Raw genomic sequence first — 14,614 nt, 5'->3', positions numbered from 1 at the left:
CGGTCGGCGGGCCCGCATACAGAGGAAGAGTCCCGATGGCGTCGCGTCTGCTGCCTGTGCTGATCACCCTGCTGGCCCTGTTGCCGGCCACCACACTCGCCGCGCCGCCGGCGCCCGCCCCGCTGGTCGAGGGCCAGGACTACGTGGTGATCCCTGATGGCACTCCCTTCGCGCCCGCCAAGGGCAAGATCGAGGTGGCCGAGGTGTTCGGCTACACCTGCATCCACTGCGCCCACCTGGAGCCCACGCTCGCCGCCTGGAAGAAGACGCTGCCGCGCGACGTGCAGCTGACGCCGGTGCCCGCAGCGTTCGGAGGCTACTGGATCCCGTATGCGCGCGCGTTCTTCGCCGCGAAACAGCTGGGCGTGCAGGAGCGCACCCACCAGGCCGTGTTCGACGCCCTGCACAAGGTCGGCTCCCTGCCCATCCAGAATGCATCTGCCGACGAGATCGCCGGCTTCTACGCCAGCCAGGGCGTCGACCGGGCCAGGTTCATGGCCGCCCTGCGTGGCCCCGAGGTCGATGCGCAGCTCGCCAAGTCCCGCGACTGGGTGGGCGCGGCCGGCGTGGAGGGCACGCCCACCCTCATCGTCAACGGCAAGTACCGCGTGATCGGCGGCCGCAACTACAGCGACATGCTGAAGATCGTCGATCGCCTCGTGGCCCGGGAACGCGGCCGCAAGTGATGACACCGTCATGGCAGCCACCCCGGGCGCCATGCAGAATGTGATGTCCCCGGCCTGACCGGCACCCCTTTTCCCTGATCCTCCGGAGTTCGCGCGATGAAGTCCCGCCACGTCCTGATGCTGTCCCTGTTGCTGCCGCTGCTGGCAGCCTGCGGCCCGAAGCCCTCCACCGACACCACGCCGACCCCGGAAGCCCCGGCCACCCCGGCGACCGACGCCAGCGCCACGCCCGCCGCCGAGACCGCCCCCGCGCCCGCCGACACCGCCACGCCCGCCGCAGGCGAAAGCGCCGAGGCCAGCGCCGCGCCGAACACCAATCCAGTCCTGCCGCCGCAGGGCCCGGCGCCGGTCGCGGGCACGGATTACGTCGTGATCCCCAACGGCCAGCCGTTCGCGCCGCTCAACGGCCAGGTCGAGGTCGTCGAGATGTTCGGTTACGTCTGCCCGGCCTGCGCCCGCTTCGCCCCGGAAGTCTCGGCGTGGAAGAAGAAGCAGCCGGCCGACGTGCGCGTCACCTACGTGCCGGTCGTGTTCGGTCCGGTGTGGGCGCCGTACGCCAAGGCGTACTACGCCGCCCAGGCCAAAGGTGTGGCCGACAAGAGCCATGACGCGGTGTTCAGCGCCATCCACCTGCAGCGCACGCTGCCGGGCGAAGGCCAGCCGCCGACCGATCCGGCGACCATCGCCGCCTGGTACGCCAAGCAGTACGGCGTGGACGCGAAGGAGTTCGTGTCGCTGATGAACGGTTTCAGCACCAACGCGCAGGTCGCCCGCGGCATGCAGTTCGCGAAGAACACCGGTATCGAAGGCACCCCCACCATCATCGTCAACGGCAAGTACCGCGTCACCGGCGGCCAGACCTACGCCGACGTGCTGCGCATCGCCGATCACCTGGTCGCCATGGAACGCGCGCAGCGCTGAGCGCCACGGAAGCCCCCACTTCCATGACCGAATCCGCTCCCGCGGCAGCGCGAAGACTGCGCCTGCTCAGCGCCAACATCCAGGCCGGCTCCAGCACCCGCCGCTACAGCGACTACGTGACCCGCAGCTGGTCGCACGCGCTGCCGGCGGGCAACAAGCGCGGCAGCCTGGATGCGATCGCGCAGCTGGCCGGCGAGCACGACATCGTCGGCCTGCAGGAGGCGGATCCCGGCAGCCTGCGCTCGGGCTTCACCAACCAGACGCACTATCTGGCCGAGCGCGCCGGTTTCGACTACTGGACGCACCAGCCCAACCGCAATGTCGCGCGCGTGGCGGGCAGCGCCAACGGCCTGCTCAGCAAGCTCGAGCCGGTGGAAGTCACCGACCACAGCCTGCCCGGCCGCATCAGCGGCCGTGGCGTGCTGGTGGCGCGCTTCGGCGACGGCGATGAAGGCCTCACCGTCGCCGTCGCCCATCTCTCGCTCGGCGCCAACTCGCGTCGCTCGCAGCTGGCCTTCATCGGTGAACTGCTGTCCGACCATCCGCACGCGGTATTGATGGGCGACTTCAACTGCGTGCCCGACACGCCGGAGATGGAGCTGCTCTACAAGCGCACCCGCCTGCGTCCGCCCGCCTTCTGCGTGCCTACGTTTCCCAGCTGGCGCCCGCAGCGCGCGATCGACCACATCCTGCTCAGCGAAGGCCTGCGTGGCGACAACGCCCGCGCCATGCCGGCGGCCAACTCGGATCATCTGGCGCTCGCGATGGACATCGACGTGCCGGACAGCGCGCTGCGCTGATCCCGCTGCGGCCCGTCAAGGCGCCGCCGCCACGCGCTGGCGGAACGCCGCCGCCTCCATCGGTCGTCCGAACAGGTAACCCTGGTACAGCCGGCACCCCTGCTCACCCAGCAGCGCGAACTGCTCGTCCTGTTCGACCCCTTCGGCGATCACGTCGATGCCGAGGTCGCGCCCCATCTGCAGCAGGTTGCGGGTGATCGAGGCGGCATGCGCATCGCGCACGATCCCGCGGGTGAACGCGCGATCGATCTTCATCTCGGCGAACGGCAGGTCGCGCAGGTAGGACAGCGAGGCGTAACCCGCACCGAAGTCGTCCAGCGACAAGCGCACCCCCATCACGTGCAGCGCCCGCATCTTGTCCACGGCATCGTCCATGTCGTGCACCAGCACGCTTTCGGTCAGCTCCAGCGTCAGCAGCCCGGCATCGATGCCGCTGCGCGTCACCGCATCGTCCACCTGCTGCACGAAATCGGGTTGCCGCAGCTGCAGCGCGCTGATGTTCACCGACAGCCGAATGCGATGCAGCGCGGGCTCCCGCCGCCATTCCGCCAACTGGCGGCAGGCGTCCTGCAGCACCCACTGGCCGAGCGGCAGGATGAAGCCGGTGTCCTCTGCCGCCTGCATGAAATCGGCGGGGCGGACCAGCCCGCGTTGCGCATCATCCCAACGCAGCAAGGCCTCCGCTCCGATGATGTGGCCACCTGCATCGACCTGCGGCTGGTAGAGCAGCAGGAAGCGGCGTTGCGACAGCGCATCGCGCAGGGCACGGTGCAGCGCGCGGTGTTCGGCGACGTCGGTTTCGGCCAGCCGCAGCACGATCAGGAGACTGGCTGCCGCCGTGGCCAGGTTGATCCAGATGCCGATGCGCCGCACGTCTTCGGTGATCGCGAAGCGGTCCGGCGTCCCGACCGGCGCAGCGGCGAAGAACACGAACACGCCCATCAGCACCGTGACCACGCCGTAGCGCAGCCACGGCCGCTCATCGCGGAACACGTGGTGCGCACACACGGCAAGCACCAGCAGGAAAACATGGACCGTCCTGGGAACCGCTGCAGTGGAGACATCCAGGAACGCCGAGAAGAAGCACAGCAGTGCGAACAGGCCCGTGAATGCCAGCCACGACGCCGCGCGCGTGCGACGGAGGCGCGCCATCACGATCACCACCACGCCCAGCACCGCGAGCGCCGTCTCCACCGCTGCCACGACCCACGCGCCACGCGATGCGAAGAACACGCCCCAGCCGAGGCCCAGCGACGCCATGATCAGCCCGGTCGCCAACAGCAGATGGAACGCGCGACGGCGACGCCGGTGGTCCACCCTCCCCGTGGCACTCATGTTGTCGACCGGCATGCCCATCCGATGACCGCCCCTGACCACCTCCTCGGCATCCTACTCGACCCGGCGTGCGCCGGAAGCAGGACGCCGGCACATGCCGGCGTCCTGTGCTGCGATCCGGTTCGCCTGCCTCAGAACCGCAGGTTCGCCCGTACGTAGAAGAAGCGGCCGCCCGGGATGTCGTAGGTCGACGCTTCGTAGCCATTGAGCGAGCATGACGTGCACACCGGCGGATCCTCATCGAACAGGTTGTTGACGCCACCGGTCAGCTGAAAGCCCTTGAGCCACTCGAACTCGTAGCCCAGCTGCAGGTCGTGGTAGGTCGTCGCGGCCAGCGTGTTGGTGGTGGCCGTGCTGCAGAACGCCGCCGGATCCGCCGCCAGGCAGGCTTCCTCCATCTCGGACAGGTGGCGGACGCTCCAGGCGGCGTTCCAGTTGCCATGCTTCCAGTCCAGCGTGGCGGTGGAGGTCCATTCGGGAATGGCGGTGTCGTTCACCACGATACCGGGACCCTGCGGTTGCACCTGGCCACCGGCGCCACGCGCTTCGTAACGCGTCACGAAGGTGTTCTGCCAGCTCAGCTTGAAACGGCCGACGCTGGTTTCCGGCAGCGTCCAGAACACGTCCGCATCCCAGCCATCGGTCCGGATCGAGCCGAGGTTGATCAGGAAGTTGGCGAACGTATCGATCTCGCCCGATGCCAGGCGGTTGATGCCCGTGCAGTACTGCGGATCCTGGGTGGTCGCGCACAGGTTCAGCTGGGTCTGCGCGTCGATGGCCTGGATGGCGCCTTCCAGGTTGTGCCGGTAGTACGTCACTTCGATGTCGAACTTGTCGGACCACGCCGCGTCTTCCGCGAACGACGGACTGAACACCAAGCCGGCGCTGAAGCTGCGCACGGTTTCCGGCGACAGCTCGGGATTGCCACCCGTCAACACCGGGATCTGCGGATCGTTCTGCCGGGCGCCCGCCGGCACGCCGGGGCAGGCGACCGGTGCGAGCGAGCCGGCCGGCGCACCCGGCGGCACCAGGCAGGGATCGACCAGCAGCGCATCGAAGCGGCTCTGCGAGCCGTACAGCTCGCCGATCGACGGCGCACGGAAGCCTTCCGCATACGTCGCGCGCAGCACTAGGTCTTCGGCCACCTGCCAGCGCAGACCGTACTTCGGCGTGAACTCGCCGCCGAACGTGGAGTAGTCCGAGTAGCGCCCGGCCAGGCTCAGGTCGATCTTGCCCGCGCCGCCCTGCTGCGCGTACAGCGGCACGTTGAACTCCAGGTAGGCTTCGTTGACGTCGTACTCGCCGGAGGTCGGCAACGACGGCACGCCGTTGTACTCGCCGGCCACCGTCTGCGGATCGGGGTTGTAGGCGCCTTCGTACTTGCGGTATTCGGCGCCGGCGGCGAATTCGATATCGCCCGCCCAACCCTCGAACAGTGCACCACTGAGATTGGCGGTGACCTGCGTCAGCTTCTGCTCGCTGCGATCGCGGAACAGTGGGCTGATGTAGGCCAGCATCGCCGGGGTGATGGTGTCGAAGCCGAAGATGTCCAGCGGCGTGCAACCGCTGGTCGCCGCGCACACGGCCGGATCCCCCAGTGCGATGGCGATGTTGCGTGCGTTGTAGCTGCCGTAGTTGGTCTGCTCGGCCTCGTTCTTGCTGAAAGCCGCGTTGACGTCCCAGAAGAACTGGCGCTCGCCACCGAACGATCCTTCCAGGCCGGCCGCCACATACTGCGTATCGACTTCCTGCTCGAAGATGCGGGGCCCACCCTCGATCGGACGACGGCGGATGGTGCCGATGTTGCCGTTCGGTCCGCTGCCGATCAGATCGAAGCCGAAGGGATTGAAGGGATGGTTGGCCGGAATGACGAGGTCGGCGGTGTAGCTGGTGCCCGCGCCGGGCCCGAGGTCGATCGGCTCGGGGGCAGCCTGATTGGTGGACTCGCGTCGGTTGTACAGCGCCTTGGCGTAGAAGTTCAGTTCCTCGGTGATCGAGAAGCGGTACTGGGCGAATGCGCCCATGCGCTTGGATGGCGTCATCAGCAGGTTGTAGGGCGCGTAGTTGAACGCGTCGCGGCCGAAGTCGAAGCACTGGAAGCCATCGGTGCGCGCCACACCCGAATCGCAGTCCGGCAGGTTGGGCGTGTAGACCGGGTTGGTTTGTCCGGGCTTCACCGACAGGTCGTACTCGTTGCCGTTGGGATCGGTGAACGCGTAGCGGCCACCGAGGATGCGGGAGCTTCCTCCCTGGATCGGAATGGACGAGATGTAGCGATCCGCCGAACTGACTTCCTTCTGCTCGGTATAGCTCAGGCTAAGGAACAGATTGCTGCGTTCGTTGTCGAAACCCCACGCGACATCGGCGCCGGTGACCTCGCCGTCTCCCTTGTCGTACTGGCCATAGTTCAGCGTGATCTGGCCACCGTCGAAGTTGCGGCGCGTGATGATGTTGACCACGCCGGCGATCGCATCGGAACCGTACAGCGATGACGCTCCGTCCTCCAGCACCTCGATCCGTTCGACCAGCGCGAGCGGAATGGTATTGAGATCGACCGCGGCGCTGACGCCGGAGGCGGACGACTCGTTGACCCAGCGCATGCCATCGACCAGCACCAGCACGCGCTTCGGCCCGAGGTTGCGGAGGTCCACTTGCGCCGAACCCGCGCCGACGCCGTCGCCGTTGGGCGAGAAGCCGAAGTTGCCCGACGAATTGAACTTGGTATTGAGTGCGGAGCCGGAGCCCGTCAGTTCCTGCAGGATGTCGCCGATGGAGGTCAGGCCCGTGCGTTCGATCTCCTGGCGCGACAAGACCTGCACGGGGACGCGTCCCTCCATTTCCGCACGCTTGATGCGGCTGCCGGTCACGGTGAGCGTGTCGAGCGTGGTGGCTTCCTGCGCCACGGCGGTGGCGGGCAGGGTGAGGAGCACGGCGATTCGAATGGCCGAAGCCAGGGTGTGGCGGCGCGTGTTCATGGATTCTCTCTCCGGAAAGGGGCAGGCCGCACGGCACTCGCCTAAAGCGGCCTGTCCTTCGTTGTAAAGAATCGGTAAAACGCCGACAACGGAAACAAGTCACCGTTTTAAAAATGGTAACGGTGATTATCTGCGAGTAAATACGATTACACGGAGTTTCTACACGCCATCGTCACGAGCATTAACGACTAAACGCATGTAGAGCATCGGTCGCCGTCTTCAGCCGCTGGCGACAATGGCGATACCCATGACCACCATGAACACGGCGAACACCCGCTTCAACGCCTTTCCGCCGATCCGGTGCGCGAGCTTGGTGCCGTAGGGTGCAGCGATCACGGAGGCGATCGCGACGCCGATGGCCGCAGGCAGATAGATGTAGCCGACCGCATGCGACGGCAACGCACCCGGCGGCGCATGCAACGCATAGCCCAATGCACTGGCGAGGCCGATGGCGACGCCGCAGGCGCTCGAGGTGCCCACCGCACGCACGGGCTGCACGCCCCGCGCGACCAGCAGCGGCACGGTCATGCTGCCGCCGCCGATGCCCACGACCGCCGACACCGCACCGACCACCGAACCCGCCAGGCTCATCACCGGCCCGCGGGGTGCGGCCACGCCGCGCCCTTCCGGATGCGCGTTGCTTCCGAATGCCATCTGCGCACCGGCGATGAAGCAGTAGCCCGCCACGATCCAGCGCAGGACGTCGTCGTCCAGATAGACCGCCAGTCCACTGCCCAGCCATCCGCCCAGCAACAGGCCCGGCACCATCCAGGCCACCGTCGGCCACAGCACGCTGCCGCGCCGATGGTGCGAGTATGCCGACGACGTCGCCGTCAGCACGATGCTCGCCAGTGAACTCGCGAGTGCCGCGTGCATCGCGGCCTCCTTCGGAATGCCATGCAACGGCAGGATCCACGCCAGCGCGGCGACCAGCACCAGGCCACCGCCGATCCCCAGCAGGCCCGCGAGAATGCCGGCCAGCACGCCGAGCACCGGGAAAATCCATACACCTTCCACTCACCACCTCGTCGTCACGGCTGTCTACGGGTCGGTTCAGGCGGCTTGGGTATAGTCCCGGCATGATCCGTTTTCCCTCTGTTATCGTACTCGCTGCCCTCGCAGGCCTGTGTGCCGCACCGGTCCTCCACGCGCAGTCGCTCGACGCGCAGCGGTCCGCGATGCGCGATGCGCTCGCCGCCGCAGAGGCCGGTCGCATCGACGCCACCGCCTCGTCCGCCCTCGCTCGCCATCCGCTTTACGGGTGGGTCGAGTTCGCCGCGTTACGCCGCGACCCGAATGCGATATCGACGGCGCAGGCGCAGGCCTTCCTGGCGCGCTACGACGGTCAGGCGGTTGCGGGGCAGTTCCGGAATCTGTGGCTCGCCGCGCTCGCGCGGCGCCAGGACTGGCCCACCTTCCTCGGCGCATGGAAACCGACCGACAGCGCTGCCCTGCAATGCGCGCACCTGCAGGCACGCCAGGCGACGGGCCGCACGGACGCCGCTTGGACCGAGCAGGCGCAGGCGCTCTGGCGGAAGGGTGCCAAGTCGCTGCCCGATGGCTGCGACCCCGTGTTCAACCTGCTCGCCAGCCAGGGTGCGCTTGCACCGGCACTGCGGTGGGAGCGCATCGAGGCCGCCGCCGCTGAACGCCAGACCGGCGTGATGCGCAGTGCCGCGCGCGGCCTGCCGGCCGACGAGGCCGCGCTCGCCAACGACTATGCCGCATTCATCGACACGGTCCATCCGCGTGCGATGAACTGGCCAAGGACCGACCGCAGCCGCCGGATGGCGGCCGCCGGACTGGCGAAGCTCGCGCAGAGCGATCCCGATACCGCCGAGCGCGTGCTGCCGCAATATGCGGACGCGCTGGGCCTGGGCGAAGGCGAGCGTGGCCAGGTGCTGTACCAGATCGCGCTGTGGACGGTCGCGTCTTACGGACCTGATTCCGCGCGCCGGCTCGGCAACGTCCCGGAATCGGCCTACGACGAACGCCTGCACGAATGGCGCGTGCGCGAGGCGCTCTCGCGGGGCGACTGGCCGGCCGCGCTCGCAGCGTTGCGGAAGATGCCGCCGGCGCAGCGCAACGACTCCCGCTGGCGCTACTTCGAAGCGCGCATGAGTGAGAAGACCGGCGATCGCGCCGGTGCGCAGCGCCTGTTCCGGGAGACCGCCTCCAATCCCACCTTCCACGGCTTCCTGGCCGCCGACCGGCTCGAGCAGCCGTATGCGCTGTGCGCGTGGATCCCCAACGATCCCGCCACGGCGAAGCAGGCGGTCGCGCGCGATCCCGCCATCGTGCGCGCGATGGAGCTGTGGCAGCTGGAACGCCCCGGCTGGGCGACCGCGGAATGGAACGATGCACTGTCGCGCTTCGACGACACCCAGCGCCGCATCGCCGTCGAGGTCGCGCAGGACAACGGCTGGTTCGACCGGGCCGTGTTCTCGCTGGGCAAGCAGCCCGACGAACAGCGTCTGTACCGGTTGCGCTTCCCGCTGCATCACGATGACACCATCAAGCGCGAAGCGGCGAAGCACAACATCGATCCGGCGTGGGTCGCGGCCGAGATCCGTGCCGAGAGCATCTTCAATCCGAAGGCGCGCTCGGGTGCCAATGCGATGGGCCTGATGCAGGTCCTGCCGTCGACCGGCGCCGGTGTCGCCCGGCGGCTCGGCATTCCGTATGCCGACGCGGCGAGCTTGTACGACTCGGATACCAACATCGCCATCGGTACGGCGTACCTGCGCGAGATGGAAGACAAGTACGGCGTGCCCTATGTCGCCATTGCCGCCTACAACGCAGGGCCGGCGCCGACAGCGCGCTGGCAGTCGCAGCGCCCCGGTTTCGATCCGGACATCTGGATCGAGACGATCAGCTACAAGGAGACGCGCGAGTACGTCGCGCGCGTGCTGGCCTTCAGCGTGATCTACGACTGGCGCCTCAACGGCACGGCGCTGCCGGTGAGCGACCGCCTGATGGGCCGCGTGCAGGCCAAGCGCAAGGCCTTCACCTGCCCGACCGCACAGATGCCGAAGAGCTGACAGCGGCGTGGGGCCTGTGGGAGCGATGTCCCACTCGCAGACAGTGGCGACGCGCATCCGGCATCATGTCGCCATGAAAACCTATCTCGTCGGTGGCGCAGTACGCGACCGGTTGCTGGGCCTGGCGCCGGGCGACCGCGACTGGGTCGTCGTGGGCGCGACGCAGGCACGGATGGAAGCGGATGGCTTCAAGGCCGTGGGCCGCGACTTCCCGGTGTTCCTGCATCCGGAGACGGGCGAGGAGTACGCGCTCGCCCGCACGGAGCGCAAGAGTGGCCGCGGCTATCGCGGCTTTGTGGTCGACGCCGATCCCTCGGTGACGCTGGAGGAAGACCTGCAGCGGCGCGACTTCACCCTCAATGCGATCGCGCAGGACGAGGACGGCACGCTGGTCGATCCCTATGGCGGTGCGCGCGACATCGAGGCGCGCGTCCTGCGCCACGTGGGTGAGGCCTTCATCGAGGATCCGCTGCGCGTGCTGCGCGCGGCCCGCTTCATGGCCCGCTTCGCGTCGCTGGGTTTCACGATCGCGCCGGAGACGATGGCATTGATGCGCGACATGGTCGCCAGCGGCGAACTGGATGCGCTGGTGCCCGAGCGCGTGTGGCAGGAGTTGCGTCGCGCGCTGGCCTCGACGACCCCGTCGGCGTTCCTGTCCACGCTGCGCGCCTGCGGTGCGCTGGCCGTGGTGCTGCCGGAAGTCGATGCGCTCTACGGCGTACCGCAGCGCGCGGAGTACCACCCGGAGGTGGACACCGGCATCCATCAGGAAATGGTCAGCGACATGGCGGCGCGGCTCGCGCCCGGCGACACGCGCATCGGCTTCGCAGCGCTGGTGCACGACCTCGGCAAGGCGTTGACGCCGGCCGACGTGCTGCCCAAACACATCGGCCACGAACACGCGGGCGTGAAGCCGGTGATCGCGCTCTGCGAGCGGCTCAAGGTCCCCGTCGACCATCGCGAGCTGGCGGTGATGGCGTGCCGCGAGCACCTCAACGTGCATCGCCTGGCCGAACTCCGCGATGCGACCGTGGTCGAGCTGCTCACCCGCTGCGATGCGTTCCGGCGGCCGGAACGCATCCCGTGGCTGGCGACCGTGTGCGAGGCGGACAAGCGCGGCCGCGGCGGCAACGAAGACGCGGACTATCCGCAGGGCCGCGAGCTGGTCCGCCTGCACGAGGCGGCGTGCAGCGTCGGCGCGCGCGATGTGGTCCGCGATGGCATGACGGGCCCCGAGATCGGGACTGCCGTGCAGGCCGCGCGCGTGTCGGCGGTGCATCGCGCCCGTCAGACCGGCGGTTGAAGTAACAGGCCCTCGGGATCGCGTTTGCGGGTATGGTGGGCCTGCGGCTTGGGGAGCCGCGCGCCACCACACACCACCCTTCGAGGAGCCCGTCATGGATCGTACGCGCACCCTTCTTTCCGTTTGCCTGGCCGCTGTCGGCTTCTGGACAGCCGACGCCTACGCAGACGATTACATCACCTGCGAAAGCCGCAACGACCGGTACCAGAGTTGCCCGATCTCGACAGCTGGCTACGTCACGCTGGATCGCCAGCTCTCCGGCACTGCGTGTACGCAGGGACGTACCTGGGACTACAACCGCCGGGAGATCTGGGTCGACGACGGTTGCCGTGCGAGCTTCCGCGTGCACACCAGCTCATCCGGGCACCACGACAACAACGACGCCAAGGTAGCGGCAGGCGTGCTGATCGGCGCGGCGATCCTGGGCGCGATCGCCTCGAATGCGAACAAGAAGGACGACAAGTACGACGACAACCGCTACCAGGGCGCGCGCCATTCCTCGTACGTCCCCGGCTGGATGGTAGGTACGTTCGAAGGCTACAACCCGCTCTACAACGCGGACGTCACCCTGACCATCGACAGCAGCGGGCGAGCGACGGGGCGAGCGAACGGGCAGACCATCAACGGCTGGATCAACGATGGCTATCTCAACGTCGGCAACAACGCGTTCAACATCGACCAGTCGCGCGACGGCTTCGTCACCTCGCAGGTCGGCGACCGCCAGAACGAAGTGCGCTACCGTCGCGTGCGCTGACCCGGCGAATGGGCCCGGGCGGATCGTCCGGGCTTGAGCTCACGGCAACGGTTTGCAACTCAATCTGTTGCCGTAGAAGTCGACACTCGCCTCGCCCTGGTGTTCCCAGTACTCGATGCCTTTTCGACCGTACTTGGAGCCACTTCCGGCTGGCTGCGGAAAGACGATCGCCTGATCGCTGCCCCATGTCATGACGGCCGCGACTGGGTCAATCTCGTTGTAGAAGACCATGGTGAACGGCTTGCTATTGTCCGTGCATCGGAACTCGACCGCCTTCGGGACCATGACATCGGGCGCATTGATCGCCAGTTCCACCAGGCGCGTCCTGTAAGCATCACGCACGCATGAGCGTGCGTCTTCTTCTTTCCAGCAGTCGTCGCGCCCCTTGATCCAGCCACGCTCAGTGGCGGGGTCCTTCTTGCTCGATGACGCATAGCGCTCGGAAAGTTGGCGGTCCAGCGCCGCCAGTTCGGCGTCCCCGCACACCAGTTTCTCGGCCTCGGACGCCGCCTTGGCGCAATCGAACGAAGGGGGCGCCACGGCGGCTTGTGCGGCCGCCGGTGGAGCCTCCGCGGGTGTGTCCGCTGCGGATCCAGCAGGAGGGGCATCGGGAGCCTCGGCGGCCGATGGCGTGGGCGCATCCTGCGCCTTGCAAGCCGCGAGTACCAGCAAGCCCGTGCAGAAAAGGAGGCGCATCATGTGAAGTCTCCGGTGAAGGACGCCGGCATGCTATCGCCGGCGCCTTAGGACGGCGTCAACGCGACAGCCGCAACCTGCTGATCGTTCCGCGGCCGGGCGCAGACTGGATCGACAGTGTCCAGCCCAGGTGCTCGCACAGGCGCGCCAGCAGGTCCAGGCCGATGCCTCCCCCCTCGCGACCGCCACCGCGCGCCATCTGCGCATAGAGGCGACTGATGTCTTCCGGCGTCATGCCATGGCCGGGGTCCTGCACGGTGACCGTGGCATCGCCGTCCAGGCCCACGTGGATTTCGCCGCTGTCGCTGTTCTCGATGGCATTGCGCAGCAGGTTGCCGATCGCCGCCTGCACGATGTGCAGTGGTGCAGAGACGCTGCAGGGCGCCAGATCGTCGATGACGATGGACAGATCCTTGTCGACCATCAGATGCCGATGGTCGTCGATGATGTCGGGCAGCAGCTCATGCAGCGGCACGACCTCGCTGCTGCGCGACAGGCGGGCCGGATCCTTCGCCAACGTCAGCAGCAGCGCGACCAGACGCTCGACATCGCGCGCGGTGCGGTGGATGCGCTGCACCTGTTGCCGTGCGGGCGCCGGCAGGTCGTCGTGCCCGAGCGCCAGTTCGCTGGCGCCGGCGATGATGGCGATCGGCGTGCGCAGTTCGTGGCTGGTGGTGTCGATGAAGACGCGCTCGCGCTCGACGAAGTCGTCCTGGCGGCGCAGGTAATCGTTGATGGCGTTGGTGATGACGTGCAGCTCCGAGCTCGCGCCTTCCGACAGTCCGACCTGCTGCCCCGTGTGGTCGGGCGACAGCGCGCCGATGTCACTGGCCAGGTCGGACAGGGGGCGCAGGGCCTTGCGGACACCGCGTGCCACCAGCACACCGATGATCACCAGGGCGACCAGCGCCAGGCAAAGCGATCCCAGCAGTACGGCATCCTCGATCGTTTCTATCCCCGTGATGTCGCGCACGACGAAGTAGCGCACGCCCTGCATCTGCTGGACCAGCACCACGTTCTCGCGGCCATCGAACCAGAAGTCGTCGTGCACGCCTTCCGGAAGCATGGACAGGCCGGGCGGGGGCTCGCGCCCCGGCACGCTGTACAGCTGCAGCGAGTCGGTGTCCTCCCACGCGTGGGCGGGGTCTTCGGCTGCCCGTTGCACGTGCGCGGCGATCTCGCGCTGGAGCAGCGACTTCCACACCCGGTCCTCGAGGAAATCATCGGCGATGACGAGGATGATGATGACGGCCAGCAATACCGCGTAGCCACCAAGCAGGCGGCGGATCTGCGTATGCAGGCTGCGACGCGACGTCATGCGTCCCTCGCCTCGTGCGGCACGGCCAGGCGGTAGCCGGTGCGCGGCAACGTCTGGATCAGCTTGACCGGGAACGGCCCGTCGACGCTGCGCCGCAACTCATAGATGTGGGAACGGAGCATGTCGCCGTCCGGCGGATCGTCGCCCCACAGCGCATGTTCCAGTTGCTGGCGGGTGACGGCCGCCGGGCTGGCCTGCATCAGCGTCTCCAGCAGCTTGCGGCACGCGGGATACAGGTGCAGCACCTGCCCGCCGCGGGTGGCCTCCAGCGTGGCCAGGTCCAGCTTCAGGTCGTGCACTTCCAGCACCTTGCGCCGCTGGCGACCCTGCGTGCGCGCCATCAGGGCTTCAAGCCGCACCTCCAGTTCCGGCAGGGCGAACGGCTTGGTCAGGTAGTCGTCGGCACCTGCCCGGAAGCCGGCGATCTTGTCGGGCAGCTCGTCGCGTGCGGTCAGCATGATGACCGGCAGGCCGGAATCGTGTTCCTCGCGCAGCCGCCGCAGGACCTCCGGGCCCTCCAGCCGCGGCAGCATCCAGTCGAGCACCAGCGCGTCGTAGGCCTGCGTGGTGGCCAGGTGCAGCCCGGTGACTCCGTCCGGGGCCGCGTCCAGCGTGTGGCCGCGTGCCTCGAAGTAGTCGAACAGGTTCGCCACCAAGTTCCGGTTGTCTTCGATCACCAGCAGCCGCATCGGCAGGACCTGCGCGAGGAAAGAGGACCGGCAGCATGGCGGGCCGGACGTCGAAGCGACGTCGGAGTTCCGACGAATCTCTTACCTCCCATGATC

General features: G+C 67.8%; 12 protein-coding genes. 6 read left to right on the top strand and 6 right to left on the bottom strand.

What is annotated here, in order from left to right; all coding sequences use genetic code 11:
• Positions 1 to 35 precede the first annotated feature (35 nt).
• The 3 genes from ACSQ1W_RS20435 (at position 36) to ACSQ1W_RS20425 (ending at position 2,407) form a co-directional block, all read left to right on the top strand.
• On the top strand, positions 36 to 686 hold the full coding sequence (locus ACSQ1W_RS20435) for a thiol:disulfide interchange protein DsbA/DsbL (protein ID WP_192274308.1): 651 nt from the start codon (positions 36 to 38) through the stop codon (positions 684 to 686).
• A gap of 96 nt (positions 687 to 782) precedes the next feature.
• Positions 783 to 1,607: a thiol:disulfide interchange protein DsbA/DsbL gene (locus ACSQ1W_RS20430; protein ID WP_436045834.1), complete on the top strand. Its 825-nt coding sequence runs from the start codon at positions 783 to 785 to the stop codon at positions 1,605 to 1,607.
• A gap of 23 nt (positions 1,608 to 1,630) precedes the next feature.
• Positions 1,631 to 2,407 carry an endonuclease/exonuclease/phosphatase family protein gene (locus ACSQ1W_RS20425; protein WP_192274306.1) on the top strand — a complete coding sequence of 259 codons (777 nt, stop codon included), beginning with the start codon at positions 1,631 to 1,633 and terminating at the stop codon, positions 2,405 to 2,407.
• Positions 2,408 to 2,422: 15 nt separating this feature from the next.
• Here ACSQ1W_RS20425 and ACSQ1W_RS20420 read toward each other — a convergent pair whose 3' ends face one another.
• The 3 genes from ACSQ1W_RS20420 to ACSQ1W_RS20410 form a co-directional block, all read right to left on the bottom strand.
• Positions 2,423 to 3,757, bottom strand: coding sequence for a putative bifunctional diguanylate cyclase/phosphodiesterase (locus ACSQ1W_RS20420; protein WP_436045832.1), 1,335 nt, complete (start codon positions 3,755 to 3,757; stop codon positions 2,423 to 2,425).
• A gap of 116 nt (positions 3,758 to 3,873) precedes the next feature.
• Positions 3,874 to 6,717 carry a TonB-dependent receptor plug domain-containing protein gene (locus ACSQ1W_RS20415; RefSeq protein ID WP_436045830.1) on the bottom strand — a complete coding sequence of 948 codons (2,844 nt, stop codon included), beginning with the start codon at positions 6,715 to 6,717 and terminating at the stop codon, positions 3,874 to 3,876.
• A gap of 219 nt (positions 6,718 to 6,936) precedes the next feature.
• On the bottom strand, positions 6,937 to 7,734 hold the full coding sequence (locus ACSQ1W_RS20410; RefSeq protein ID WP_436045828.1) for a sulfite exporter TauE/SafE family protein: 798 nt from the start codon (positions 7,732 to 7,734) through the stop codon (positions 6,937 to 6,939).
• Between the two features lie 62 nt (positions 7,735 to 7,796).
• Here ACSQ1W_RS20410 and ACSQ1W_RS20405 point away from each other — a divergent pair, with 62 nt between their 5' ends.
• The 3 genes from ACSQ1W_RS20405 (at position 7,797) to ACSQ1W_RS20395 (ending at position 11,815) form a co-directional block, all read left to right on the top strand.
• Positions 7,797 to 9,758, top strand: coding sequence for a transglycosylase SLT domain-containing protein (locus ACSQ1W_RS20405; RefSeq protein ID WP_436045826.1), 1,962 nt, complete (start codon positions 7,797 to 7,799; stop codon positions 9,756 to 9,758).
• Positions 9,759 to 9,831: 73 nt separating this feature from the next.
• A complete protein-coding gene (locus tag ACSQ1W_RS20400) occupies positions 9,832 to 11,061 on the top strand; it encodes a multifunctional CCA addition/repair protein (protein ID WP_436045824.1) in 1,230 nt (409 codons plus the stop codon).
• 94 nt (positions 11,062 to 11,155) lie between these two features.
• Positions 11,156 to 11,815 carry a DUF3011 domain-containing protein gene (locus ACSQ1W_RS20395; RefSeq protein WP_436045822.1) on the top strand — a complete coding sequence of 220 codons (660 nt, stop codon included), beginning with the start codon at positions 11,156 to 11,158 and terminating at the stop codon, positions 11,813 to 11,815.
• Positions 11,816 to 11,854: 39 nt separating this feature from the next.
• On the opposite strand, the gene ACSQ1W_RS20390 is transcribed toward ACSQ1W_RS20395, so the two are convergent.
• Genes ACSQ1W_RS20390 through ACSQ1W_RS20380 form a run of 3 tightly spaced genes read right to left on the bottom strand, consistent with a single transcriptional unit; the run spans position 11,855 to position 14,518 of the window.
• Positions 11,855 to 12,514 carry an MliC family protein gene (locus ACSQ1W_RS20390; RefSeq protein WP_436045820.1) on the bottom strand — a complete coding sequence of 220 codons (660 nt, stop codon included), beginning with the start codon at positions 12,512 to 12,514 and terminating at the stop codon, positions 11,855 to 11,857.
• A gap of 55 nt (positions 12,515 to 12,569) precedes the next feature.
• On the bottom strand, positions 12,570 to 13,829 hold the full coding sequence (locus ACSQ1W_RS20385; RefSeq protein WP_436045818.1) for a sensor histidine kinase: 1,260 nt from the start codon (positions 13,827 to 13,829) through the stop codon (positions 12,570 to 12,572).
• The gene (locus ACSQ1W_RS20380; protein ID WP_436045816.1) at positions 13,826 to 14,518 is read right to left on the bottom strand and encodes a response regulator transcription factor; all 693 of its coding nucleotides are present in this window, start codon (positions 14,516 to 14,518) and stop codon (positions 13,826 to 13,828) included. The genes ACSQ1W_RS20385 and ACSQ1W_RS20380 overlap by 4 nt, the downstream gene beginning before the upstream one ends.
• Positions 14,519 to 14,614 lie beyond the last annotated feature (96 nt).

The sequence above is a fragment of the Pseudoxanthomonas sp. LjRoot143 genome, from assembly GCF_964252945.1.
Taxonomy (GTDB): Bacteria; Pseudomonadota; Gammaproteobacteria; order Xanthomonadales; family Xanthomonadaceae; genus Pseudoxanthomonas_A.
This window is presented reverse-complemented; position numbering and strand designations above follow the sequence as displayed.